General features: G+C 37.9%; 25 protein-coding genes. 14 read left to right on the forward strand and 11 right to left on the reverse strand.

Features of this window, described 5'->3' with window-relative positions; all coding sequences use genetic code 11:
• Positions 1–18 precede the first annotated feature (18 nt).
• From GN157_RS09920 to GN157_RS09950, 7 genes are all read left to right on the forward strand, one after another.
• Positions 19–471, forward strand: coding sequence for a Fur family transcriptional regulator (locus GN157_RS09920; protein WP_035132575.1), 453 nt, complete (start codon positions 19–21; stop codon positions 469–471).
• A 107-nt stretch (positions 472–578) separates the two neighbouring features.
• Positions 579–1,850: an adenylosuccinate synthase gene (locus GN157_RS09925; RefSeq protein ID WP_157483260.1), complete on the forward strand. Its 1,272-nt coding sequence runs from the start codon at positions 579–581 to the stop codon at positions 1,848–1,850.
• Positions 1,851–1,981: 131 nt separating this feature from the next.
• Complete coding sequence (locus GN157_RS09930; protein WP_157483261.1) at positions 1,982–3,634, forward strand: OstA-like protein; 1,653 nt, start codon at positions 1,982–1,984, stop codon at positions 3,632–3,634.
• Between the two features lie 12 nt (positions 3,635–3,646).
• Positions 3,647–4,834: an aspartate aminotransferase family protein gene (locus tag GN157_RS09935; protein WP_157483262.1), complete on the forward strand. Its 1,188-nt coding sequence runs from the start codon at positions 3,647–3,649 to the stop codon at positions 4,832–4,834.
• 116 nt (positions 4,835–4,950) lie between these two features.
• Positions 4,951–6,348: a tetratricopeptide repeat protein gene (locus tag GN157_RS09940; RefSeq protein WP_035132569.1), complete on the forward strand. Its 1,398-nt coding sequence runs from the start codon at positions 4,951–4,953 to the stop codon at positions 6,346–6,348.
• Between the two features lie 167 nt (positions 6,349–6,515).
• Positions 6,516–7,277, forward strand: a complete 762-nt coding sequence (locus GN157_RS09945; protein ID WP_157483263.1) for a shikimate dehydrogenase family protein — start codon at positions 6,516–6,518, stop codon at positions 7,275–7,277.
• A gap of 156 nt (positions 7,278–7,433) precedes the next feature.
• Positions 7,434–9,482, forward strand: coding sequence for a DUF349 domain-containing protein (locus tag GN157_RS09950; RefSeq protein ID WP_157483264.1), 2,049 nt, complete (start codon positions 7,434–7,436; stop codon positions 9,480–9,482).
• 34 nt (positions 9,483–9,516) lie between these two features.
• Here GN157_RS09950 and mazG read toward each other — a convergent pair whose 3' ends face one another.
• The 3 genes from mazG to def all read right to left on the reverse strand — a co-directional run bounded on the left by mazG (position 9,517) and on the right by def (position 11,515).
• Positions 9,517–10,290: a nucleoside triphosphate pyrophosphohydrolase gene (mazG, locus tag GN157_RS09955; RefSeq protein WP_157483265.1), complete on the reverse strand. Its 774-nt coding sequence runs from the start codon at positions 10,288–10,290 to the stop codon at positions 9,517–9,519.
• Positions 10,291–10,425: 135 nt separating this feature from the next.
• Positions 10,426–10,869 carry a DUF5606 family protein gene (locus tag GN157_RS09960; protein WP_157483266.1) on the reverse strand — a complete coding sequence of 148 codons (444 nt, stop codon included), beginning with the start codon at positions 10,867–10,869 and terminating at the stop codon, positions 10,426–10,428.
• A 58-nt stretch (positions 10,870–10,927) separates the two neighbouring features.
• Positions 10,928–11,515, reverse strand: coding sequence for a peptide deformylase (def, locus tag GN157_RS09965; RefSeq protein ID WP_035132561.1), 588 nt, complete (start codon positions 11,513–11,515; stop codon positions 10,928–10,930).
• Between the two features lie 167 nt (positions 11,516–11,682).
• On the opposite strand from def, the gene GN157_RS09970 reads away from it, so the two are divergent.
• Complete coding sequence (locus tag GN157_RS09970; protein ID WP_157483267.1) at positions 11,683–13,899, forward strand: FUSC family membrane protein; 2,217 nt, start codon at positions 11,683–11,685, stop codon at positions 13,897–13,899.
• A 49-nt stretch (positions 13,900–13,948) separates the two neighbouring features.
• On the opposite strand, the gene GN157_RS09975 is transcribed toward GN157_RS09970, so the two are convergent.
• The 3 genes from GN157_RS09975 to GN157_RS09985 form a co-directional block, all read right to left on the reverse strand.
• Complete coding sequence (locus GN157_RS09975) at positions 13,949–15,457, reverse strand: malate:quinone oxidoreductase (protein WP_157483268.1); 1,509 nt, start codon at positions 15,455–15,457, stop codon at positions 13,949–13,951.
• A gap of 107 nt (positions 15,458–15,564) precedes the next feature.
• The gene (ruvX, locus tag GN157_RS09980) at positions 15,565–15,981 is read right to left on the reverse strand and encodes a Holliday junction resolvase RuvX (RefSeq protein ID WP_157483269.1); all 417 of its coding nucleotides are present in this window, start codon (positions 15,979–15,981) and stop codon (positions 15,565–15,567) included.
• Between the two features lie 17 nt (positions 15,982–15,998).
• Positions 15,999–16,745: a class I SAM-dependent methyltransferase gene (locus tag GN157_RS09985; RefSeq protein ID WP_157483270.1), complete on the reverse strand. Its 747-nt coding sequence runs from the start codon at positions 16,743–16,745 to the stop codon at positions 15,999–16,001.
• Positions 16,746–16,880: 135 nt separating this feature from the next.
• Here GN157_RS09985 and GN157_RS09990 point away from each other — a divergent pair, with 135 nt between their 5' ends.
• Complete coding sequence (locus GN157_RS09990) at positions 16,881–17,696, forward strand: 2,3,4,5-tetrahydropyridine-2,6-dicarboxylate N-succinyltransferase (RefSeq protein WP_157483271.1); 816 nt, start codon at positions 16,881–16,883, stop codon at positions 17,694–17,696.
• Positions 17,697–17,757: 61 nt separating this feature from the next.
• Here GN157_RS09990 and GN157_RS09995 read toward each other — a convergent pair whose 3' ends face one another.
• On the reverse strand, positions 17,758–18,507 hold the full coding sequence (locus tag GN157_RS09995; RefSeq protein WP_157483272.1) for a DeoR/GlpR family DNA-binding transcription regulator: 750 nt from the start codon (positions 18,505–18,507) through the stop codon (positions 17,758–17,760).
• Positions 18,508–18,598: 91 nt separating this feature from the next.
• Between GN157_RS09995 and GN157_RS10000 the strand changes: the two genes are divergently transcribed.
• Positions 18,599–19,129, forward strand: coding sequence for a 5' nucleotidase, NT5C type (locus GN157_RS10000; RefSeq protein WP_157483273.1), 531 nt, complete (start codon positions 18,599–18,601; stop codon positions 19,127–19,129).
• Positions 19,130–19,177: 48 nt separating this feature from the next.
• Here GN157_RS10000 and GN157_RS10005 read toward each other — a convergent pair whose 3' ends face one another.
• Positions 19,178–19,945 carry a lipopolysaccharide kinase InaA family protein gene (locus tag GN157_RS10005; protein WP_157483274.1) on the reverse strand — a complete coding sequence of 256 codons (768 nt, stop codon included), beginning with the start codon at positions 19,943–19,945 and terminating at the stop codon, positions 19,178–19,180.
• A gap of 58 nt (positions 19,946–20,003) precedes the next feature.
• Between GN157_RS10005 and GN157_RS10010 the strand changes: the two genes are divergently transcribed.
• A complete protein-coding gene (locus GN157_RS10010; RefSeq protein WP_157483275.1) occupies positions 20,004–21,065 on the forward strand; it encodes a glycosyltransferase family 9 protein in 1,062 nt (353 codons plus the stop codon).
• Positions 21,066–21,082: 17 nt separating this feature from the next.
• On the opposite strand, the gene GN157_RS10015 is transcribed toward GN157_RS10010, so the two are convergent.
• Entirely contained in the window at positions 21,083–21,901 is an 819-nt protein-coding gene (locus GN157_RS10015; RefSeq protein WP_197429434.1) for a glycosyltransferase family 2 protein, read from the reverse strand.
• 57 nt (positions 21,902–21,958) lie between these two features.
• Here GN157_RS10015 and GN157_RS10020 point away from each other — a divergent pair, with 57 nt between their 5' ends.
• Positions 21,959–22,696, forward strand: coding sequence for a glycosyltransferase family 2 protein (locus tag GN157_RS10020; protein WP_157483276.1), 738 nt, complete (start codon positions 21,959–21,961; stop codon positions 22,694–22,696).
• Here GN157_RS10020 and GN157_RS10025 read toward each other — a convergent pair.
• Positions 22,688–23,410, reverse strand: a complete 723-nt coding sequence (locus tag GN157_RS10025) for a polysaccharide deacetylase family protein (protein WP_157483277.1) — start codon at positions 23,408–23,410, stop codon at positions 22,688–22,690. The genes GN157_RS10020 and GN157_RS10025 overlap by 9 nt on opposite strands.
• A 73-nt stretch (positions 23,411–23,483) precedes the next feature.
• Here GN157_RS10025 and GN157_RS10030 point away from each other — a divergent pair, with 73 nt between their 5' ends.
• The gene (locus GN157_RS10030; protein WP_231749114.1) at positions 23,484–24,236 is read left to right on the forward strand and encodes a glycosyltransferase family 2 protein; all 753 of its coding nucleotides are present in this window, start codon (positions 23,484–23,486) and stop codon (positions 24,234–24,236) included.
• Positions 24,237–24,239: 3 nt separating this feature from the next.
• Here the strand turns inward: GN157_RS10030 and GN157_RS10035 are convergent, their stop codons facing one another.
• The gene (locus tag GN157_RS10035) at positions 24,240–25,025 is read right to left on the reverse strand and encodes a glycosyltransferase family 2 protein (RefSeq protein WP_157483279.1); all 786 of its coding nucleotides are present in this window, start codon (positions 25,023–25,025) and stop codon (positions 24,240–24,242) included.
• A 94-nt stretch (positions 25,026–25,119) separates the two neighbouring features.
• Here GN157_RS10035 and GN157_RS10040 point away from each other — a divergent pair, with 94 nt between their 5' ends.
• Positions 25,120–26,043, forward strand: a complete 924-nt coding sequence (locus GN157_RS10040; RefSeq protein ID WP_157483280.1) for a glycosyltransferase family 2 protein — start codon at positions 25,120–25,122, stop codon at positions 26,041–26,043.
• Positions 26,044–26,089: the final 46 nt, after the last annotated feature.

Consider the following 26,089-nt stretch of genomic DNA (forward strand, 5'->3'; position numbering starts at 1 on the left):
ACTTTGATTCACAAACTGATGGAAGAGAATAAAAACCAGGAGATTGTAAAAAATGTTTTCACGAAGTTCCTTGAAGATAAGGGACATCGCAAAACCCCTGAGCGTTATGCTATACTTCAGGAAATATACAACAGCCAGGAGCATTTTGATATAGAGTCACTTTATATCAAAATGAAAAACAAAAACTACCGTGTTAGCCGTGCTACGCTATACAATACTATAGAACTGCTTTTGGAAAGCGGCCTTGTAAGGAGGCACCAGTTTGGCCAAAACCAGGCACATTACGAGAAATCGTATTTTGATAAGCAACATGATCACATTATCATGACAGATACCGGAGAGGTTATAGAGTTTTGCGATCCAAGGATACAAAGCATCAAAAAAACCATAGAGGAGATTTTTGGTATTGAAATTCATAACCATTCTTTATACCTTTACGGCCAGAAAAAACAACCTGCTACCGATAATTAATTCGGTTGCATTAAGAGATATAACAAACCAACTCTTTATAAGAAGTTGGTTTTTATTTTGTTAAGGACATACAATATCAGCATAATATAAACAAACAAGAACACAGAATGACTGTAGATTTGCTACTTGGGTTACAATGGGGAGACGAAGGCAAAGGTAAAATTGTTGACGTACTAACTTCTAAATATGATATTATTGCCCGTTTTCAGGGAGGGCCTAACGCAGGGCACACTCTTGAATTTGACGGTATAAAACATGTTTTAAGAACTATTCCATCCGGAATTTTCCATGAAAGCTCCGTTAACATCATCGGTAACGGTGTGGTTATGGATCCGGTTGTTTTCCAAAAAGAACTGGAAGGCCTTGAAAAATTCAATATCGATATTAAATCAAGACTGCTTATATCCAGAAAAGCACATCTTATCTTACCTACTCACCGTTTGCTTGATGCAGCATCTGAGGCTTCAAAAGGTAAGGCAAAAATCGGTTCTACATTAAAAGGTATTGGCCCAACTTATATGGATAAAACCGGAAGAAACGGTATCCGTGTAGGCGATATTGAGCTTGAAGACTTTAAAGAGCGTTACAGAGCTTTAGCTGATAAGCACGAGGCTATGATTTCTTTTTATGATGTAAACCTTCAGTACGACCTTAAAGAAATGGAACAGGAGTTCTTTGCAGCTGTAGAAGCACTTAAAGAACTTACCTTTATAGATAGTGAAGCTTACCTAAACCAAGCGCTTAAGGATGGTAAATCTATCCTTGCAGAGGGTGCACAGGGATCGCTTCTTGATATCGACTTCGGTACTTATCCGTTTGTTACATCATCAAACACAACTGCTGCAGGAGCATGTACCGGTTTAGGTATTGCACCAAACAGGGTTAAAGATGTATTTGGTATCTTTAAAGCATACACTACACGTGTAGGTAGCGGACCATTCCCTACTGAGCTTTTTGACGAAGTTGGAGCTACTATGGCTAAAGTGGGTAACGAATTTGGTTCTGTTACAGGACGTGCAAGACGTTGCGGATGGTTAGACCTTGTAGCACTTAAATATGCTGTACAGGTTAATGGTGTAACTCAGCTTTACATGATGAAAGGTGACGTGCTTTCGGGCTTTGAAACTCTTCAAATTTGTACTGCATACAAATACAAAGGACAGGAAATAGACCACCTTCCTTACAACATTGAGCCGGAAAACGTAGAGCCGGTATATGTTGAGAAAAAAGGCTGGAACGCCGATCTTACCGGAATGACTTCTTACGAAGAGTTCCCGGCAGAATTAAAAGAATATATCGAATTTATTGAGAAAGAACTGGAAGTGCCTATCAAAGTTATCTCTGTAGGGCCAGACAGGACTCAAACGATAATAAAATAATAACAAAGCGCTTTAGAATCCTAAAGCGCTTTTTTTATACTTTGGTTCGGTTATTGCTCTCCCACAACAGTTATAAACAATTAAGGTTAATGAATTGTATTTTACTTAAATTTGCAACAAATTTTTACACATTGAAAAGACTGTTTTTTATTTTACTCTCATTTTTAGCTTTTTACAGCACCCCTGCCCTTGCCCAGGAAAAAATAAGAGTACTGCATACCGACTATACCGATAAAAACGAAAACGAAGTACCGGGTGCCATTACCCTTATAGGCAATGTTGAAGTAGAGCATAACGGTTCTATCATGAAGTGTAACAAGGCCTATATACTGGAAAAGGAAAACTACCTAAAGGCTTATGGTAACATAAAATTCAATCAGGGGGATACCCTGCACATGAATAGTGATTATGCCGAATATAACGGTAATAAAAACTTTGCATTTGCATCGGGCAATGTAGTGATGCGTTCACCGGAAATGACCCTTACTACCGACACCATTTATTTTGACCGAAACAAACAGGAGGCTTATTACAATTCGTATGGTACCATAGTAAACGGCGACAATACACTTAAAAGTAAGTCGGGTAGGTTTTATGCCAACCAAAAGAAATACCAGTTCCTTACTGCGGTTACGTTAACCAATCCGCAATATGTATTAAAGTCAAACCATCTTGATTATTATACCAACTCGGGCCATTCCTATGTATTTGGGTCAACAACCATTACAAGTGAGGAGAACTATATTTATACCGAGAAAGGTTTTTATGACACTAAAAAGAACTTTGCCCACCTGTTAACTAACTCCTATATTAAATATGACACTCAGGTTATAAAGGGTGATAGTATTTATTATGACAGGAACAGAGAATTCTCATCGGCAACAAATAATGTAAGGGTTACCGATACCGTAAATAAATTTGTGGCAAGAGGGCATTATGCCGAAGTATACAAACAACTGGATTCCCTATACCTTACAAAAAGAGCCGAAGTGGTTACACTGGTAGAGAAAGATTCGCTTTATACGCATGCCAAACAAATTGTAATTACCGGTAAGGAAGGCGAAAGAGTTGTGAGAGGTTATAACGATGCGCGTTTTTACAAAGTAGACATGAGCGGTAAGTGTGATTCTATACATTCTGAAGAAGTAACCGGACTTACACAGCTTATTGGTCGCCCTGTGATATGGAATGGCAAAAGCCAGCTTACAGGCGATGTTATGCACCTTATATCTGACACTAAAACCGAAAAGCTGGACTCCTTAAAGGTAATCAACAATGCCTTTATGATACAACTGGACACTATATCGGCAAAGAACAACCCTAACTACAACCAAATAAAAGGATTAAACCTGTATGGTAAGTTTAAGGATAATAAACTCTCGTATGTAGAGTTCAACAAAAATACCGAGAAGATACTTTATAATTATGATAAGGAAAACCTAATAGGAATAGACAAAAGCGTGAGCAGTAAAATTAGCTTACATTTTGCGGACAATGAATTATCTCAGGTTTTTTCACACAACAACTTAGAGGCTGTTACCTATCCTCCCGATATGTTCCCCGATAATATTAAAAAACTAAGAGGCTTTATTTGGCGTGGCGATGAGATGATTGAAAAACGGGAAGATATTTTCCCTCCCGAAGAACAGGAACTGCACGAACAAATCGTGAAAGAAAGTCTGGAAAAGAAAAAAGAAGAAGACACACCTATGGAAGTGCTGCAGGAAACACTTGATTATGACAAGAACAATCCTAAGCCTAAACCTCCTGTAAGTAAAGAATAACACATTTACATTATGATTAATGACTTTTTAAAGTACCAGGCACAAACTTCTCCCCATCCGCTGGGAATGGAAGTTTCACACGCCAGGGGCTCTTATATATATGACACTGATAACAAAGCCTATCTTGACTTTGTAGCCGGAGTATCGGCAGCCAGCCTGGGGCATCAGCATCCTAGGGTAAACAATGCCATAATCGATCAGCTTAACAAGTATTCGCATGTTATGGTATATGGCGAGTATGCACAGCATCCTGCCACCGAGTTTTGCAGGCTTTTAGCCCAAAACCTTCCGGCTAAGCTTAACAAAACCTACCTGACCAATTCGGGTACCGAAGCAACCGAGGGAGCTTTAAAACTGGCACGCAGGGTTACAGGCAGGAGTCAGTTAATATCGTGCTTTAACGCCTACCACGGCAATACTATGGGCTCTATGAGCGTTATGGGATTTGAGGAGCGCAAGCAAATATTCAGACCTTTAATTCCGGATGTAGACTTCATTACGTTTAATAACGAGGAAGACCTGCAAAAAATAACCCATAAAACGGCCGGTATTATACTGGAAACCATTCAGGGTGGTGCAGGATTCATTCAGCCGGAAAACGATTTCCTTAGAAAAGTAAGGGAACGCTGTGACGAAGTAGGTGCGGTAATGATACTCGACGAGATACAACCGGGCTTTGGCCGTACCGGAAAACTGTTCGGTTTTCAAAACTATGATATCGTTCCTGACGTAATTATTATGGGGAAAGGTATGGGCGGAGGAATGCCTGTAGGTGCCTTCACCGCATCGGATGAAATGATGGACCTGCTTAGCCACGATCCTAAACTGGGGCATATCACCACTTTTGGCGGGCATCCGGTTATTGCAGCAGCCTGTCTTGCTACATTACAGGAGCTAACGGAAACCGACATAATGGCACAAACCCTTGAAAAGGAAAAACTGTTTAGGGAACTACTCGTACACCCTTTAATAGATGATGTAAGAGGCCGCGGACTAATGCTTGCAGCAATGACCAAAAGCGACGACATCACTAACAGAGCCATTTTAAGATGCCAGGAAAAAGGACTTATTCTTTTCTGGTTGCTGTTTGAAGGTAAGGCCATACGAATTACTCCTCCCCTAACTATCTCAAACGAAGAGATTAAAGAGGGATGTGGCATTATTATTGAAGTATTAAATGAGATTTTAGCAGAACAATAACAGGATAAAACCCTCAAAAAATTGTTAATTAAATTGTTCAAAACAAATAAGGATATATTCTTATTGAGTGTTACATTTTGTAACTTTAATAAGGATAATTTTAAACTAAAGGGAGTATGAATTTGAGCCACGAAGAAGAAGATCGCAGTTTATCCTTATCAAAGTTCGAATCAATGTTGAAAACCAACAAAGTATTCTTCTTTGATTCCGAAGAGTTTGAAGACATTATTCTTCATTATCTTGATTCCGGAAAAATTAATTTAGCTAAGAAGGCCTTAAAATTAGGTTTGGAACAACATCCCAAATCAACAGGTTTAAAATTAGTACAGGTTGAACTATTAGTGTTTGATGACAGGCTTGATATAGCCGAAAGATTACTTAATGATCTTTATGCCATCGAACCTACAAACGAAGAAATTTACATCCAGAAAGCCAATATTTATTCTAAAAGGGACCAGCACGATAAAGCCGTAGAGCTGCTACATGTTGCCCTAAAGTATACAGATGATTATGCCGATGTATACTCACTTATTGGCATGGAATACCTGTTTATGGATAACCTTGAGCAGGCAAAAGAAAGTTTTATTAAGTGTCTTGAAGAAGATACTGACGACCACTCTGCATTATACAATGTAGTGTATTGCTTTGACTTTTTAGACCAAAACCTTGAAGCAATTGATTTCCTTAACAGCTTTATTGACCGAAATCCATACAGCGATGTGGCATGGCACCAGCTGGGCCGCCAGTACTATGCTGTAAACAATTTCGAGCAGGCATTAAGGGCATTTGACTATGCTACCCTTATTGACGAGAGCTTTCTGGGTGCTTTTCTTGAAAAAGCAAAAACTCTTGAAAAACTAAAACGTTATGAGGAGGCTATTGGGTGCTATAATATCACTATGGAGCTTGATGACCCAACCTCTTTTGCACTGCTTCGTGTAGGTAAGTGTTATGAAAGACTTGGCGATCATGAAAAGGCACTTAAGTTTTATTTAAAAACGGTTCACGAAGATCCGTTACTGGACAAGGCATGGATAGCTATAACTGATTTTTATATCCGTCGCCAAAATTACCAGAAAGCACTTTACTATGCCAACAAAGCAATAGGCATAGACAACGAAAATAAAATGTACTGGAAACGCTATGCCGTAATTAACAAAGCGCTTAACTTCCATGAAGAAGCCGAAGAGGGTTACCGTAAAGCTGTAGAATATGGCGATTACCAGTTAGACACATGGTTGTTTTGGACAGATACACTTCAGTTCCTTGGCGAGTATGAAACAGCTGCAAATACCCTGCTACAAGCATCTGAATATTATCCCGAAGAGTATGAGGTAGAATACCGCCTTGCCGGATTGTACTTTATGATGCACCAGGAAGACAAAGGCGTTTTCCACCTTAGCAACGGGCTTAGGCTTAATTTTAAAAACCATGTTCTTTTAGAAGAGTTTTTCCCTACCATATGGGAGAACACTACCGTACAGGAAACTATTAAAAAGAACAGGGCAAAATAACAGAGAAATAAATACCGTAATATTGGCTGGCAACATAGAATTTACAATCTTTGTTGCCAGTTTTTATTTACAAAAACCACCAACACATAAATTAACAATTAGAACACAGCCTGATAACAAAGAAATAGCAATCTTTGTGAGAAGCTTTTATAAATTGAGCCAAATAAATGAAGGACATTTTGAAAAAGAAGTCAAAAAAAATATACGGACTTGTAGGCAAAGGGATTAGCTATTCGTTTTCTGCCAAATATTTTAATGATAAATTCACCAAAAAGGAGCTGGACAACTGCTACTATCAGAATTTTGATTTGGAATACATCGGTGAACTACGTAACATACTGGAGGAAACCAAAAAGCTTAGAGGCCTTAATGTTACCATACCGTATAAGGAAGATGTTATTTCCATGCTTGATTCGCTTCATAAAACAGCACGTGTAATAGGCGCAGTAAACACTATAACCATTTCCAAAAAAGGAAAGCTTAAAGGCTATAATACCGATCATACCGGATTTAAAAAAGCACTAAAGCCATTACTGGAATCACACCATCAAAAGGCACTTATACTGGGAACAGGCGGAGCATCTAAAGCTATAGCCTATGCCCTGCGCAAACTAAAAATAGAGTACGACTTTGTTTCCCGCAAAGAAAGTGATGTGATATTTTCATACAACGACCTTGACAGGGAAATTTTTAATGAGTACCAAATAATCATAAATACCACTCCACTGGGCACTCACCCTAATGTAGACGAATGTCCGCCGTTGGATTACAGCCTGTTTACCGATAAGCACATCGCTTTTGATTTGGTATACAATCCCGAAGAAACAACCTTTATGAGAAAGGCTGCCGAACACGGAGCCAAAACATCTAACGGGTACAAAATGCTGGTATATCAGGCAGAGAAAGCCTGGAAGATATGGAATAAATAAAAATTTAAATATTTAAACTTATTTAAATCAAAAAGTTAACTAAATATTCAAAACCAAACTATAATTAACATAAAATAGCGTTTTTTTTTGAATTTTAAACAGGCTTTACTATCTTCGGGAAGTAAAGTACAATATAAACCTTAAGCATTTAAAGAAATGTTAGAAGAAAAGAATGATAACCTGCAGGATGCAGATGGAAAGGAGTTAAAGGAACTAAACGGAGCAATAGACAAGAATGAACTTGCCAACGTACCCAATGAAGAAAACAAAGGGCTTAACGAATTTGGCGATATTCATGAAACCGAAGGGCAAATGCCTTTTGCTCCCGAAGAACTATTGAGTGCAGGAAACGAAAACAACGAGCAGGAAGGCACTCCTAAGAAAAAATCAGCAGTCGAAGCGATAGAAGATTCTAATGCAGAGGACAGCGAAGATGATTCCGCTTCAGAAAGGCATAATATACCTATGCAGAACTACGAAGCTTTTTCTATGGAAAAACTTACCGATGAGCTGGAAAAATTAGTAGCTCACGAGAAAGTAATGTCTGTTAAAGAGCACGTTGAAGAAATAAAGAAAGAATTCTATTCTAAATATAATCATCTCATCGAAGAGAAAAGAGATGAATACAGCCATGATAATGATGGCGATACATCGGGGTTTGAATATCACTTTCCGTTAAAAAGCAGGTTTGATTCTGCCTACAGTGAATACAGAGATAAAAGAAATGCACATTTCAAATCACTGCAAAACAACCTTAAAAACAACCTTGATAAAAGGCTTGCACTTATAGACGAGCTTAAAAAGGTTATAGATGGTGACGAAAGTATAAGCGATTCACTTAAACACGTTAACACTATCCGTGAGCAGTGGAAAACTGCGGGACCTATTCCGCGAGATAAATACAACCACGTTTGGAATAACTTCCATTTCCACATTGAGCGTTTTTACGACCATCTTCACCTTGACAGGGAAGCACGTGATCTAGACTTTAAGCACAACCTTGAGCAAAAGCAAAAAATCATAGAGCGTGTTGAGGAACTATTGCAGGAAGAAGACACTAACAAAGCCTTTAGGGAACTACAGTCTTTACATAAAATATGGAAAGAAGAGATAGGTCCTGTAGACAGAGAACACCGCGAGGAAATATGGAATCAGTTTAGCGAACTTACAAAACAGCTACACGATAAGCGTGAGGCGTTTTTTGCTCAACTGAGAGGTAAGGAAGAAGAGAACCTTGCAAAGAAAAAAGAAATCATTGCCAAAATTGAAGAGATTGCTAATGAAAAAGTTAGCTCTCACAATGCATGGCAGGGACAAATAGAAAAAATTGAAGCTTTAAGATCTGCGTTCTTTGAAGCAGGTAAAGTACCTATTGAAGTTAACGAAGACACTTGGGCACATTTTAAGTCGGCAGTAAGAGAGTTTAATGCTAACAAAAACTCTTTCTATAAAGACATTAAGAAAGAACAGCAGGACAACCTTACCAAAAAAATGGAACTGGTAGAAAAGGCAGAATCACTTAAAGACAGTGAAGACTTTAGTGCTACCACTCCTATCATGAAACAGATTCAGGAAGACTGGAAAAAAATAGGTCATGTTCCAAGAAAGTATTCTGATAAGGTTTGGAAGGAATTCAAAGCGGCATGTAACCACTATTTCGACAGGCTTCACGCTGTTAGAAACGAAGTTAACAAAGAGGAAATTGAGGCTTTTGACAAGAAGAAAGAATACCTTGAAGACCTTAAGAGTTTTGAGCTTACAGGCGACCATAAAACCGATCTTGATGCTATTAAGCAACATATAGACAACTGGAAAAACTTGGGTCGTGTACCACAGTCAAGACGCCATATTGAGGGTAAATTCAATAAAATACTGGATGCATTGTTTGACAAACTGAGCCTGTCTAAAAAAGAGGCTGAGATGGTTAAATTCAATAATCGCCTTGAACAACTTGTAGACAGCGATGACTCCCGCAAACTTGAAAACGAACAGATTTTCATTATGCGTAAGATTGACGAAGTACAAAGCGAAATACTACAGTTAGAAAACAATATTCAGTTTATCTCTAACGCTAAGGCCGATAATCCTTTCATAAAAGAGATTCACAAAAATATTGACCGCCATAAGGAAGAGTTAAAAACCTGGAAGGAAAAACTTAAACAAATAAGAACTATCCAAAAGGAAAATAACGATAACGACGAATAATAAAAAAGCCATCTCAGTGAGATGGCTTTTTTATTTATAGTTTTTTAGCCTCATTCCAAAACACATCCATTTCGGCTAGTGTCATATCGGCTAGTGATTTACCCATTTCGCCTGCTTTACTTTCCAGATAGGTAAACCGTTTAATGAATTTTTTATTGGTACGCTCCAAAGCATCTTCGGGGTTTACATTTAAAAAGCGTGCGTAATTAATCATGGAAAACAGCACATCACCAAATTCAGATTCGATTTTATCCTGATCGCTTCCCTGTACCTCATCATGCAGCTCCTGAAGCTCTTCCTGTACCTTTTCCCAAACCTGTTCGGGCTCTTCCCAGTCAAACCCTACTCCTTTTGCCTTATCCTGAATACGGCTGGCTTTTACAAGTGCCGGTAAACTTTTAGGAACACCTTCAAGCACTGATTTTTTCCCCTCTTTAAGCTTAAGCTTTTCCCAGTTTTGTTTTACTTCCTCTTCATTTTCCACCTTTACATCACCATAAATATGCGGATGGCGGTGTATTAACTTTTCACAAATTTCGTTTGCCACATCGGCTATATCAAAATCATTTGTTTCGCTTCCTATTTTGGAATAAAACACAATGTGCAGCAATATATCGCCCAATTCCTTTTTAACTTCCTGCAGGTCGTTATCCAGTATGGCATCACCCAGCTCATAGGTTTCCTCAATGGTTAAGTGACGTAAGCTCTGCAGGGTTTGTTTCCTGTCCCACGGGCACTTTTCCCTTAAATCGTCCATTATATCCAGTAACCTGTTAAAAGCCTCTAATTGCTGCTGTCTTGTATTCATAAGAAGTATGTTTTAAACAAAGATAAAATATAAAAAGAGTTTATCCCTAATGAGTATTTTATAAGTGTGTAAAATAAAAAATCCTGCCGCTGTATGGGATAGCGACAGGATTAGTTAATTTAGTAAGATAAATTTTTATTCCTCTGATTTAACTTCTGCTTCTGTAGCAGGAGCTTCTTCACCTTCTGCAGGCTCATCTTTAGAAACAAGTCCTTTTGGCTGAAGCATGTTATACCAGTTAAGTATTTTTTTGATGTCAGAAGCATATACTCTGTCTTCGTCAAACTCAGGAAGCACTTCTCTAAAGTAGTTAGTAAGCGTATCGTTGCTTTCTTTGTGAGAAATAGCAGAACCGTTATCTTCTTTTTTAGCGATTGCTGTGAATACTTCGCTTAGGCGAACTTCTCCGTCATACGTATAAATAGAGATCTCAGATAAAAGGCTAACATTACTTCTTAAACCTACAGTAATTTTTTTACCATCTACTAAAGACTCTGCAACAAACCCTGTACGAGTTTGTAATTTAAGGGCATATAAACCCGGTTTTCCTGAAATTGATAATATTTTCTGAATGCTCATTATTGTTGTTTTTTTTTAAGGGAGACAAATATCTAATCTTTGGCTATAAAAACAAAAATTATCTGCCTTTTTTGGCAACAAATTTCATTTTATAATCAGGTCTTGTTTTCCCTTCCATTATATTTTGCAGTTTTTTCTTAATAAGCTTCTTTTTAAGCGTAGAAATCCTGTCTGTAAATAATATACCTTCTATATGGTCATACTCATGCTGAATCACCCTTGCAATAAGTCCGTCATACACATCAGTATGCTTATTAAAGTTTTCATCATAGTATTCAATTGTTATTCTCTCTTTACGGTATACATCTTCACGTACATCCGGTATACTAAGGCAACCTTCATTAAAGCCCCATTCTTCTCCTTCTTCCTTAGTGATAACAGGATTTATAAACGCCTTTTTAAAACCGCTTAACTGCTCCTGCTCTTCTTTAGAAAGCTCCTCATCATCTGCAAACGGACTCGTATCTATAATAAATAGTCTAACAGCAAGCCCTATTTGTGGTGCAGCAAGACCTACACCATAAGCATTATACATCGTCTCAAACATATTAGCTACCAGTTCGCTAAGGTTTGGATAATCCTGTGGTATATCTTCTCCTTTTTTCCTTAAAACCGGATCGCCATATCCTATAATCGGTAAAATCATATCTATTTTAATTTATTTTGGGCTGAGCGCAAAAATAGTAAATAAAAACGATACTCTTTTTGTATAAACTCCTTATAATGCCAAATGCTAAAGTTTTGTGAGAATTAACTCGTAAACAAACATAAATTTTAAAGCATTTAGTAACTTTGCACATCATTCGGACACGTATGATTGAGAGATTAAGACGCTTTGCAGACAGCACCAATTTTACTAAAGCAGTTATAGTAACCATAGCTTCGGCAATGCCGCTTATTATACTCACGCAACTGGGTTACTTTCAATATGGTATCGCAGTGGCACTGGGCGCTTTTCTTACCTACCCTGCCGATATTCCCAGTAACCTGCAACACAAAGTAAGAGGATTACTTATCACTACCCTAATAGTATCGGGCTGTACCTTTATGGTAAACCTGCTACACCCTGTACCATTGCTTTTTTACCCGTTTGCCATAGTAATGGTATTTTTCCTTTCCATGATTTCGGTTTATGGACAAAGAGCTACTATGGTATCGTTCTCAGGACTGCTTGCCATAGCACTTGCTACAGGGCACCTTCGTGACGGATGGGACATTGCAATATACACAGCACTATCACTTGCCGGCGGACTTATATACACTACCATATCAGTACTGTTTAAGCTTGTTAGTCCGCACCGATACACCGAACTCCAAATGGTAGAATGCCTTAAACTTACTGCCAAGTACATGAAACTGCGCGGTAACCTTTGGGAAAAAGATGCCGACAGGGAAAAAATAGTAGAGAAACAGCTACACCTTCAGGTGGAGTTAAACACCATACACGAGAGTTTAAGGGAAATACTTATACGTAACAGATCTACAGCGGGTAGTTCCAACCGTACCCGTAAAATGCTTTTGGTTTTCATATCCATGGTAGATATACTGGAACTGGCACTCTCTACCTCATTTGACCACAGTAAGCTACAACATAAATTCAGTGACCATCCTAAGGTGCTTGATACTTATCAAAACCTGGCGTATAACTTAGGGGCTTCACTTAAAAGGATTGCCAAAAGTATAGAGAACCGAAAAAAATACATCTCCAAACACAACCTTATTGAAGATTTGGAAAGTGTACAAAGAGCCATAGAGTCTTACCGTAATGCCCTTAGCGAAGCCGAAGCCTCTGAAGGGGTATGGATGCTTTTAAACATGCTGCATTATGCCGAGAAACAGGTTGAAAAAATCAAGACTATTGAAAGGGCTTTTACTACCACAATGAACTTTAAGGAATTAAAGGAAAGAGATAAGGATTTGCAAAAATTCCTCACTCCCGAATATTACCCTTTCAGGATACTTAAAGAAAACCTTAGTTTATCGTCTACCATTTTCAGGCATTCGTTACGACTAACAATTACCATGATAATAGGTTTTGGTTTAGGGCTTATTTTCCAGATGCAAAACCCTTACTGGATACTGCTTACCATAATCGTGATTATGCGTCCCGGTTACGGACTTACCAAACAGCGTTCCTTTCAGCGTATTATAGGTACGGTTGCCGGTGCAGTTATTGCCTTTGCATTGTTAAGCGTTATAAAAAACACATCCATAATTGCCATACTGGCTGTTACTGCTATGGTACTGGGACTTGCTTTCACTTCCATCAATTACAGTATAGGAGCTACTTTTGTTACCATATATGTAGTGTTCCTATATGGTATGCTTACCCCAAATGTTAGGGAAGTAATCCAGTACAGAGTATTCGATACTGCCGTTGGTGCAGTGCTGGCTTTTGCAGCTAATTATTTCCTGTGGCCGGCATGGGAGTTTTTGAGCCTTCCGGTATATATTAAAAAATCTATTGAGGCTAACAGGAATTACCTTAATGAAATATCTCTTTTCTATAATGAAAAAGGAAGTGTATCTACCGCCTATAAACTGGCTCGTAAAAGTGCCTTTGTAGAACTGGGCAACCTGATGTCATCCTACCAGCGTATGATACAGGAACCAAAATCAAAACAAAAACAGGTACAGCAGGTATACAAACTGGCGGTACTTAACCATACACTGGTATCGTCACTGGCATCGCTGGGTACTTATATACAATCGCACAAAACATCAAAAGCATCTGAAGCTTTTAATGTAGTGGTAAATGCCGTTATAAAAAACCTGGATCATTCGGTTGCATTGCTTTCTGCAGAAACCTCAACACAGGCTTACTGTTCTGACAAGGAAGAACTGGCTATGCGTTTTACAGAGCTCAGAAACATACGGGCTCGTGAGATTAAAGAAAGTACACCTGATGATGAAAATGAATTCCGTTTAAAAATGGAGGAAGCCAACCTGATAATTGAACAGTTGGTTTGGCTTAACGGACTATCGGAAAAAATACTTACCGCAACAAAACAACTGGAACTTACCAAATAAAAAAATCCCCTGCATGGCAGGGGATTTTTTATGTATATACTATTTTGTATTAATCTTCTAAGCTTACAAGGCCAAGCATCTTTTCAGAATGCTTTCTTACTTCTTTAAGAAGCTCCTCGTTCTCATTAAGCGGTTGCCCGAAAGAAGGTATCATTTCCTTAAACTTAGCCTGCCATTCCGGCGAAGCTACTTTTTCAGGGAAACAACGCTGAATAAGATCCAGCATAATAGATACTGCTGTAGATGCTCCCGGAGATGCTCCTAAAAGCACTGCCAGCGATCCGTCGGCACTATTAATAACCTCTGTACCAAACTCAAGCTTACCTCCTTTTTCCTCATCTTTCTTGATAACCTGAACACGTTGTCCGGCATTTTCAAGAACCCAGTCTTCCATCTTAGCATCCGGAAGATATTCTTTAAGCGCTTCAAGCCTGTCGGCTTTAGATTGTGTTACCTGTTCAATAAGGTATTTGGTAAGTGACATGTTATGGTAACCTGCTGCAAGCATTGGTCCAATATTGTTTGCTTTGATAGAAGTAGGCAAATCAAAATAAGAACCGTTTTTAAGGAACTTAGTACTGAACCCTGCATAAGGACCAAATAACAACTCTCTCTTACCGTTTATCATACGGGTATCAATGTGAGGAACCGACATAGGCGGTGCTCCAACCGATGCTTTACCGTATACTTTAGCCTGGTGCTTTTTAATAACTTCTTCGTTAACGCATTTAAGCCACTGGCCGCTTACAGGGAAACCTCCAAAACCGTTACCTTCAGGGATTCCTGCTTTCTCTAACAGGTGAAGTGACCCTCCACCGGCACCGATAAACACGAACGGCGTGTATTGCCTGAACTTTTTACCCGTTTCAAGGTTTTTGATTTTAAGTTTCCATTTTCCGTTACCAAGGCCTGAACGTCTCATACTCGATACTTCGTGACCGAAGTATAGGTTTACTCCTTCCTGCTCGCCTAACCATGCAAACATATCACGTGTTAGTTCGCCAAAGTTCACATCGGTACCAATTTTCATATTGGTCGCTGCAATAGGCTGTTTCTCATCACGACCCTCCATAACAAGAGGCATCCATGATTCGATAGTTCCCCTTTCGGTAGAGAATTCCATTCCTTTAAAAAGTGGGAATTTTTGTAAAGCCTCAAAACGTTTTTTAAGGTACTCCACATTATCTTCACCCCAAACAAAACTCATGTGTGGTACACTCCTCACAAAATCTTCGGGGTTAGTAATACGGTTTTTCTCTACAAGATAAGCCCAAAATTGTTTTGAAACCTCAAACCATTCGGCAATCCTCACGGCTTTTACAGTTTCTATAGAGCCATTGGGAAGCTCGGGAGTATAATTTAGTTCACAAAAAGCAGAGTGCCCTGTACCCGCATTATTCCATGCATCAGAACTTTCGGCAGCTGCCACATCCAGCCTTTCATAAATATCAATCTTTACTTCAGGCATAAGCTCCTTCAGGAACATACCTAAAGTGGCGCTCATAATACCGGCGCCAATAAGAACCACATCTGGTTCGTACTGTATAGTAGTGGACATTGTGTAAATTTTGAAAGTGCAAAGTTACTTTTTAACTATCAAAAAACTATCATAAACCTCCCCTATACTTATGTTAAAGTTAATTTTTATGAAATGTTAACAAAAAGTTATATTTTTTTTCTTGATAAATAATCCTGAAGCAAAATTGTTGCAGAAATCTCATCAATTAAAGCTTTATTCTGTCTTTGCTTCTTTTTAAGCCCACTATCTATCATGGTTTGAAACGCCATCTTACTTGTAAAACGTTCATCTACCCTTTCTAATTCCATATCAGGAAATTGCAGTTTAAATTTCTCCACAAAAGCGTTAATTAACGGCGCACTTTGTGATGGTTCGTTATTCATTTGTTTTGGCTCTCCAATAAGTACTTTTCCTACATTTTCTTTAGCGAAATAATCGGCTAAAAAGTCTAGGAGTTTAGGGGTATCTACAGTGGTAAGACCCGATGCTATTATCTGCATATCATCGGTTACTGCTATACCTGTTCTTTTTTGTCCGTAATCTATTGCCAGTACTCTTGCCATGTTATAAATTTTGCTGTTTAAAGTGTAGTTTGCTTACGCTTTCCAATACGCAAAAGTAATGGAAAATAAACTTTTTTATCCCCTTTTTGCCAGGCTTCTCTCAGCGATTCCCTAATCAGGTCGACAGGATTGGAATTGTGCTGTTTTATATAATGATGCACTGCCGACCATGTTTCAAGGTACCCTATAAGTTGTTCAAACTCCCATGTAAATTCATTTACAAACTTAGGGACTTCCTGTTCTTCAAAAGGAAATGGTATTGTAGTATAGTTTTCATCCAGATATTTACGTTCGGGGTCCCAGTACGGCCCCACTATATCTGTATAAAAATCATGCAGTACCCTGTCGGCTCCGGCATTGGTGTAAAGGAGTCCGTACCCCAATACAGCAAACAATCCGTTTGGTTTTAATATACGATATACCTCTTTATAAAAAGCATCAAAATCAAACCAGTGTATTGCCTGTGCCACAGTTATCAAATCAAAAGTATCTGCATCAAAGTCTGTTTGTTCGGCAGGGCTAATGCTGTAAACTATATTCTCCTTTTTTATGGCATTGTCCAGTTGTTTTTGGCTAATATCATTAGCAAACACTTTTGTAAAATGTTCTGATAACATCCCGGCTACCTGTCCATTTCCCGTAGCAACATCGAGCGCCTGTTCTTTATTTACAACCTGCAATACTATATAATCAATCATCTCCTTAGGATAAGAGGGACGAAATTGCGCATACAAACCTGCCTGAGTGGAAAAATTGTCTTTCATACTTTGATTCGCTAATACTGTAAAGATACCAAATAAGGAATAATTTAATAGAATGGCGTTAGTTTGTGATATTTGTTTATTCGTTTTCAGTTTTGTAACACCTATGCTTATCTTTGCGCAAAATAAAATTTGAACATGAGCAATTTACAAACCATTATAGAACAGGCCTGGGAAAACAGAGCCCTGTTACAGGAGGAGACAACAACAAATGCGATTCGTGAGGTTATTGAGCAGCTTGACTTAGGTAAGCTTCGTGTTGCCGAACCAATTGAAGGCGGATGGCATGTAAACGAATGGGTTAAGAAAGCAGTGGTTATGTATTTCCCTATCCAGAAAATGGAAACCCTTGAAGCAGGTATTTTTGAATACCACGACAAAATGCCTTTAAAACGCAATTATGCCGAAAAAGGTGTTCGTGTGGTACCAAATGCTGTGGCACGTCATGGTGCTTACATCTCATCGGGTGTTATTCTTATGCCAAGTTATGTAAATATTGGTGCCTATGTAGATGAAGGCACAATGGTAGATACCTGGGCAACTGTGGGTAGTTGTGCTCAAATTGGTAAAAATGTTCACCTTAGCGGTGGTGTAGGTATAGGCGGTGTATTAGAGCCGTTACAGGCCGCTCCGGTTATTATTGAAGATGGTGCCTTTATAGGTTCAAGATGTATAGTGGTAGAAGGTGTAAGAGTAGAGAAAGAAGCCGTACTTGGCGCTAATGTTTGCCTTACTGCATCTACAAAAATTATAGACGTTACCGGAGATACTCCTGTAGAGATGAAAGGTATTGTACCTGCGCGCAGCGTAGTAATACCAGGTAGCTATACCAAGAAATTTGCAGCCGGAGAATATCAGGTTCCGTGTGCGCTTATTATTGGTAAACGTAAAGAATCTACCGATCTTAAAACATCCCTTAACAATGCACTTAGAGAGTATGATGTAGCAGTATAATCATACCGTTCATATAACAAAAAAGGGATTGTTTTCACAATCCCTTTTTTATATACTGAAATTAAATAATATTCACTCCTTTCTCTCTGTAAATACTCAATTCCTTATTATCAGAAGAAGCTTCAGAAATAATGACGTCAATATCATAAATACCGCATACTTTATAAGGTTCGGCAGTACCAAGCTTTTCCAAGGTAGACAATGCAATTACTTTAGATGTCATTTTACTCATAACTTTATTTACCTGTGCATCTTCATAATTCAAGGCAGTTAACCCAGCCTCAGGATGGAGAGCACAAACCCCCATAAAACAAACATCAGACTTGATATTATTAAAAACCTCTATTGTTTCATGACCTCTGGTTATAAATGAAGGTTTAAACAAACGTCCTCCTGCAAAAATGAGTTCCGCCTTGGGATGATCTTCTATAACAGCAGCCACCGGAAAACTATTAGTTACAACAGTAATATTAAGATCTTTAGGGAGGTTTTGAGCAACAGCCAATGCCGATGTACCTCCATCAAAAACAACAATTTGTCCGTCTTTAAGAAAAGACAAGGCTTTTTGTGCAATAATCTGCTTATTGGCTACATTATAATTTTCACGAGCCCTATAGTGATGTGGTATAGGCGAATGAGCAATGGCACCACCTCTCACAGCTTGCAAAAGCCCTTTATCTGACAGTATTTTTATATCACGCCTCACAGTATCTTCTGATACATTGAGCAACATACTCAAATCCCCCAGCAACACCTTTTGGTCTTTAGACAGTTGGTCTAATATTATCTGTAAACGCTCTTCTTTAATCATAAAATTGCAACTTTATGCAAAGTTAACATTTTTTTGTTGCAAAATATTGCAATATTAAATTAACTTTGCTTCACTAAAAAATTTATTGAAAATGAGAAAATCAATTGCAATTGACATGGATGGCGTTATGGCCGATGTTGAAGCCCAGATTATAACCTATTACGAAAAACAGTATGGCAAGAAACTGACTAAAAAAGATCTTGAAGGTGCTGTTGAGCGACAACTTTTTCCCGAAGAAAATGCCCTGTTAAACATATTACACACGCCAGGTTTTTTTAGAACGTTACCTGTAATGGAAAATGCCATAGAAACCATACAGAACCTAATGACAGACTTTGATGTATACATAGTTTCTGCCGCTATGGAGTTCCCTCTTTCTTTAAAAGAAAAGTATGACTGGCTGGAAGAGCACTTCCCTTTTATAAGCTGGAAAAATATAGTTTTGTGCGGAGACAAAAGTATTATTAATACCGATTTTATGATTGATGACCATTCCAAAAACCTTGATTATTTTAAAGGCACACCTATAATGTTTCATGCCTTTCATAACATACATGAAAACCATCATAAAAGAGTAAATAACTGGAATGAGGTTGCAACCTTAATGCAGGAATACGTATAAAATTGCATTTTATTGCAAAAAAAGGGATTATTTTCACAATCCCTTTTTTTATTTCTTTTTCCCTTTCAGCTTTCGCTTCAGGTATTTCTTTTTGGTAATCTTCTTTTTAAACGCTAACGTTTTTTCCATTAATATAGCATAAAGCTTTTCGGCAGGCTGGTTGCTTAGTTCGGCATACTTATCCGCCATAATCTTAACCATAGCTCGCGACGGCCATAACTTTTTAAAGTTATCCATACGGGCTTCGGTATCCATATCCTCAAACTTCATCCTGTTAAGATCAATCAGGTAAAAATCATATTGCCCGTTACCCTTATTCACAATAAGTGTATTTCCCGGCGAATGATCTAAAAAGTTAACCCTGTTTTCATGCATCTTAAAGGTAAACTCGGTAAACTGCTCCAGTATAACCTTTCGGTTTTCAAACATAGGATCGTGTATCAGCTCCCTAAAGGTAAAATCATAATCTATATGCCTGCAGATGTAAAAACTCTCCTTTAACCCTGTTACCGTACGTTCTTCCACATAAGCAATAGGAAATGGCGTAAGTATATTATGCTCCAAAAGGTACTGTGCATACTCAAACGATCGCCTGGCTTTAGAGGGCCTTAACCACGAATACACTACCGAATTCATTGCATTAGGTCGTTTAAAGTACTTGATATTGACTTTTTCGTTGCCTAGTGTGTTTATCTTTATAATGTTTCGGGAGCCTTTAACCAGCAGTTGCCCCTCGTTGTGAAATCCCTGCACCAAACTGAGTATTAAGTCTTTTTGGGAAGCATAGTCGGGATGGGTATAGATGTTTAAAGGCATAGAATAATTTTGCCTTAAAAGTAGAAAAAAAGTATTACTTTGCAATAGATTTAGTTGTATGAAGAAAGTACTTATTATCCAAAATAAGCGAATAGGCGACGTTTTAATCGCATCGGTAATTGCAAATAACTTTAAGGCAAAATACCCTAACAGTGAAATCCACCTTATGGCATACGATTTCACCGAAGGTGTGGTAATGAACAACCCTAATATTGACCGCTTTATTTCGCTTAATGAAAAGGAACTGAAAAGACTCCCTGTACTTATTGAAACCATACAACAGGTTAGGGCTGAAAAATATGATATTATTTTTGACTCCTACTCCAAAACACAAAGCAGGATTATCTGTAAATTCTCGGGCGCTAAAATGACCATCGGCAACAAAAGCCGTAAAAAGCTGGGCAACTGGGGGTACTACACCCACCCTACCCGTCCGCTGAAAGAAGGGACACATATTTGCGGAAAAGCCATTGAAGACCGTATACACCTGTTAAGGATAGCCGATAATTTTGAAACGGTAGACTATGAGCCGCACATATTCCTTTCGGAAGAAGAAAAAAAGGAAGACTGGCTAAGCAAATACAGCGACAAAAAGGTTATTGTTATGGGCGTACTGGGCAGCACGCCACAAAAATCAATGCCTTATGAGTATGTTGCCGAAATGTGTGACTTTATTGCCGAAAACTATAACGTGTACATCTTTTTCAACTATGCGCCGCACCAAAAGGACGAGGCCATGAAAATTTATGAGATGTGCAAACACAAAGAAAACATAATACTGGATATATACCCTAAAACTATTCGCGACTTTATTAAAGTAATGTATCAGGCCGATGCCCTTGTAGCAAACGAAGGCGGAACGGTACACATCGCTAAGGCTTTAGGCAAACCTACATTTACTATTTTCTCTCCCTATGTAAACAAGGCACACTGGGCAAGTTTTGAAGACGGCAAGTTTCATAAAAGTGTACACCTGCTGGAAATGAAACCTAACCTGTTTGACAGCTTTACTTATGACGAACGTAAGAAAATAGAGAAAGACCCACACGAACTGTACAAACAGCTTACCCCGGAAATGATTTTACCGGAACTGGACACTTTCCTTAAAGGTAACCTATAGAGCAAAAAAAAGCACCGTTATTTAACGATGCCATAGTCTGTCCATTTTCTTTTCTCGGTTCGGGTTACTTTCCTTATCGACCTGTTTTTGTTTATCGATTCGGGAGTTGCATAACCTCTTGGGTGATCTAAGTGCAGGCAAATAGTACTGTAACGTATTTGTTTTGGTATAATCCCAAGATTAACCAGCCTTTCTCCCAGTTCCCTGTCCTGTCCGCCATACTGCATTCTTTCATCAAAACCGTTTATAGCCTTAATGTCTTTTATCCAACCCGAAGAATTGTGACCGTTCCAGCTTGGCTTAGTTGTGGTTACCATATTAAGTATAGCACTCTTTACCCCCATAGCATCTACCTTATTATTTTTAAATGAGGTAGCCATACCATTCTTTTTAAGCCAGTCTACATCAAAGCATCTGCCCGAATATATATCTTCTTTAGAAAGTGATTTTGAAAGCTCCATAGGCAGTTTATGGTATCCTCCCGAAAGGAAATACCCCTCTTCCCTAAACTTAATGTGCTGCTCCACAAAGTCAGGTCGTGGTATACAGTCACCATCGCTCATTAACACATAATCTGTAGTACAGGCAAGCAGCGCCTTGTTTAAAATTTGTGATTTTTGGAATCCGTTATCTTCATGCCAAACGTGAATAATAGGGTAAGAAACCTCTTCCCTCATTACATCAATCATTTGCTTTGTATCCTCACGTGAACCATCATCTGCAATAACCATTTCAAACTCTTTATAAGTTTGAGTGTTATAACCCCATAGCACTTTTTTCAGCCATTCTACCGAATTGTACGTACTAATTATTACAGAAATATTCTTTTGCATCATGCCGCAAAGATAATTCAATTTTTTTTAGTTTTGTGTAATTCTAACCCGCTATAGCTTATGAATAAACTTTCTGTAATTATCCCGACCTATAATGAAGAAGCCTATATAGAGGATGCTGTAAAATCTGTTAAAGGAGCTTATGAGATTATTGTAATAGACTCCTATAGTACTGACAGCACCAAAGAAAAGGCTCTTGCACTGGGATGCAAGGTTATAGAAAGGAAGTTTGATAATTTTTCGGCGCAAAAAAACTTTGCCCTACCACATGCTACCGGAGACTGGATACTATTTATGGATGCCGATGAGCGTGTTACCCAAAAACTATGGTTTGAAATACAGGACACTATAGCCAACCCAAAACACCAGGGCTATAAAATTAAGTTCCTGCACTTTTACATGAACCGCTTTTTATACCACAAAATAGACCGTGTTACCAGACTGGTAAAAAACAATGATATTAAATTTACCGGAGACGTACACGAAAAACTAAACGTAAACGGCAGTATAGGCAAACTTAAAAACTTTATGGTTCACTACACCTATAAAGGCTTTTTTAACTGGTTACAAAAAAAGGATTCTTACGCTTGGTTCCAGGCAGGCATGAGCCTTAAAAAAGGAAAAAGGGTAACTTATTTCCACCTTATATTTAAGCCTATGTATCGTTTTTTTCATACCTATATTATTAAAGGAGGCTTTTTAGACGGTGTACCGGGACTTGCCCTTGCCAGTATTAATGCCTATGGAGTATTATCACGCTACGCAAAGCTATTACTATTGCAAAGAGGCCTAAAATAGTTTTAGCTTACCAAATTTCAGTTTTAGTTTAAATTTAAAAAGGCTGTCTTCGCCCTTTACATCAATGCGCTGTATTTCGTAGTTTTCCCTTAACGGATATTTATTAATCCTGTTACCTATTTTAAGTCCCATTTTCATTCCGTTTTTATTTAGCAACTCCTTAAAATGAGATTTTGCAGGCTCCTTTTTAGGATAATTCCCATATGGGTAAGCTACCGCCGGATATACTTTAAGATTGTTTTCGTCAATAAAAGCATGGCATTGGTCAAAATCATTATCTATCTGCTCATCATTCATTTGCGCATAACGACTGTGCATAAAAGAATGATACCCCAACTCAATCAAATCACTATTAAGCGACTTTAACTGCTGTATATCCATAATCGGTTCAGTACCTTTATTCCACATATCTGATTTACCCACATAATTAAACGGGATAAAAAAGGTTGCCTTAAGCTTATATTTCTCTAATAACGGCACGGCAAACTCTAATTGATTTACAGTAACATCGTCAAAAGTTATTACAACACCCTTGCCTATATTTTTTTCATTTTTATTTTCATTTTTTTCGAGTTCAGATAAATGAAAAGTAGTATAATTGCATGCAAGATATTTAAACTGCTCCTCTAGTTTTTCTTGCGAAATTGTTAGCCCTTTGCTCATTTCGTTAAAAGCACACACGTTATGATACATTAAAACAGGTAATTGTGTCATTTTTTTTAAAAATTTTAGTAAGCGTAAAATTATTACATTTGCCAATTATATAACATTTATGCCAGAAAATAATTTGAGTACGAAAATAACTGCCCTCGCCATTACTTATAATGAAGAAGAGAATATAAACAGGTATGTGGAAAGCCTGTCTTTTGCAGATGAAATTATTATCGTAGACTCATATAGTACTGACGCTACCGAAAAACTGGCAAACGAGCTTAATGTAAAGTTTATAAAAAACGAATTTATTGATTTTTCCAGCCAAAGAAATTTTGCCATTGAGCAGGCGTCTAACGACTGGATATTATTTTTTGACCTCGACGAAATTGTTACTCCTGAACTTGAAACCGAAATAAAAAAAGCTGTAGAAAACAAAGACGGTATTGTTGCCTATTTTGTTAAGCGTAAATTCCACTTTATGGGTAAACACATTCGCTTTGGCGGATGGAGAACCGATAAGGCTGTTCGTGTTTTTAACAAAAAACACTGTAAATATACCGGGCTTGTACACGAGGTGATTACAGCAAAAGGGAGAGTTTGCACACTAAAGGAAAAAGTAGATCATTACAGCTACCGAAGCTTTGACAATTACAACAACAAGCTAAACCTTTACAGCAAACTACAGGCAGAAAACCTATATGGAAGAAAAGTAAGACCAAATGCCTACCATTTTTTATTCAGGCCGTTTTACCGTTTTTGCTGGCAGTACTTTTACAGGCTTGGAATACTGGATGGTAAAGAAGGCTTTATACTTGCCTACATCCACTCCTTCTCAGTATTTAAACGTTACATTCAGCTTTGGATGAAGTACAGAAAAATAAGCTAACAATTACAGGTACTGGCTTACCCCCTGTTCACAACGCACTATTTTATTAGCAATAGTTTCCTGTTGTATCCTGTCGTTAGCCTCAAAGTTATCTCTTGAGTTTATTTTGTGGTGTATATGGAAAACAATTCCTGCATAGCGCAGTCGCTTTGCTATAACCCCGTTATTCCCCATACGGATAACCAAATCAGAGTCTTCCCTGCCCCAACCTTCAAAAGCTTCGCTATAGCCGTTTACCGCTATAAAATCACTTTTCCAGTAAGACACATTACATCCCCTAAATTTATCTGAATATTCTTTGTGAGGTTTATACATACCTGCTAAAAAAGGAATATGCAGGCTGCGTGTTTTATTTTTTATCAGTTTTGAAGAAAACCCAAATGAAGTAACCTTATCCTCAAGCACCTGTGCTACTCCGTTTTCCAGTATATTTACCCTGGCACCATACAGATACATCCCCTTTCGGGCTGCCTTTACATGATCTTCAATAAAATTGCGATGCATAATACAGTCTCCGTCAATTTGGATAATATAGTCAGATGTGCTTCCTGCAACTGCTTTATTAAGTATTTTAGATTTCCTGAAACCGTCGTCTTCCTGCCAAAAGTGTTTTACAGGCATATCTATTTGGTTCGCAAAACGGTCTATTAATTGTCTGGTTTCATCTTTAGAACCATCGTCAGCAATAAGAATCTCACTAGGCTGTACAGTTTGTTCTTTAAGGCTTTTAAAAACCAGTTCCAGAGCCTGTGGCCAGTTATAAGTAGATACTAATAAAGAAGTACGCATTGATTGTGTTTTAAATACGGGCTTTTGCAAAACTATTATTTTTTTTGTTATTACTTTGCGAAAACAATAAATTGCACCAAAAACAACTTTACCTATGTTTGATATAGCGGTTATACTTGTTCATTATAACTCAGGAACGCTTACTGCCGATTGTGTAAAATCAATAATTAAAAGTACTTCAGACACACTGAATTATCAAATTATAATTGTAGACAACTGCTCTGAATTTGAAGATTACCAAAACCTTAAACAGGCATGTGAAACCATTGATTTTCCTAATATTAAACTGGTAAGAAGCAGAATAAATACCGGTTTTGGCGGAGGAAACATGATGGGGGTTCAATATGCAAATGCAAAATACCTGGCATTTATTAACAACGATACTTTGTTTAAAAACGATTGCCTTAGCATATTAAAAAACAATCTTGAAAACAACAGCGATATAGGTATTGCAGGCGGACAATCATTTAAGCCAAATAACGACTTTATGGTTTCTCTTGATCACTTTGCCTCTCCTGCCCGCGAAATTTTCGGGCGTAGTTTTCTGGAAAAAATAAACCCAAAACATTATCCTAAACGTAAAAAACGATATACAGATCCCGTAAAGGTTAATTTTGTACCCGGCAGTTTTATGCTTGTACGTTCGGCAGACTTTTATGAAATAGGCGGATTTGATACTAACATCTTTCTTTACTACGAGGAGACCGATTTATGCAAGCGACTTAAAGCCAAAGATAAATATGCCTATCTTATTCCTTCGGCAGAATTTATTCATTATCACGGGGCCAGTACAGGAAAATCAATAGCTATAAAAAAAGAGCTGCGTATTTCACTACTTTATATTATGCGCAAACATTATGGTATTGCCGGCTATTTTTCGGTATTACTGTTTTTGCTTATAAAATATTTTTTCAGTAGTATCTTTAAGCCTAAAAACTGGCCTTTATTTTTTCTTTTCCTAAGGGGCGCACCAATTTCTGACTCCCTTAAACTCAAACAAAAAATAGCAACTAATTAGGCATAAAACAACGCAATTAAAAAAGAAGAAATAAAACCATATTTAG

Source organism: Flavobacterium rakeshii (assembly GCF_009741375.1).
Taxonomy (GTDB): Bacteria; Bacteroidota; Bacteroidia; order Flavobacteriales; family Flavobacteriaceae; genus Flavobacterium; species Flavobacterium rakeshii.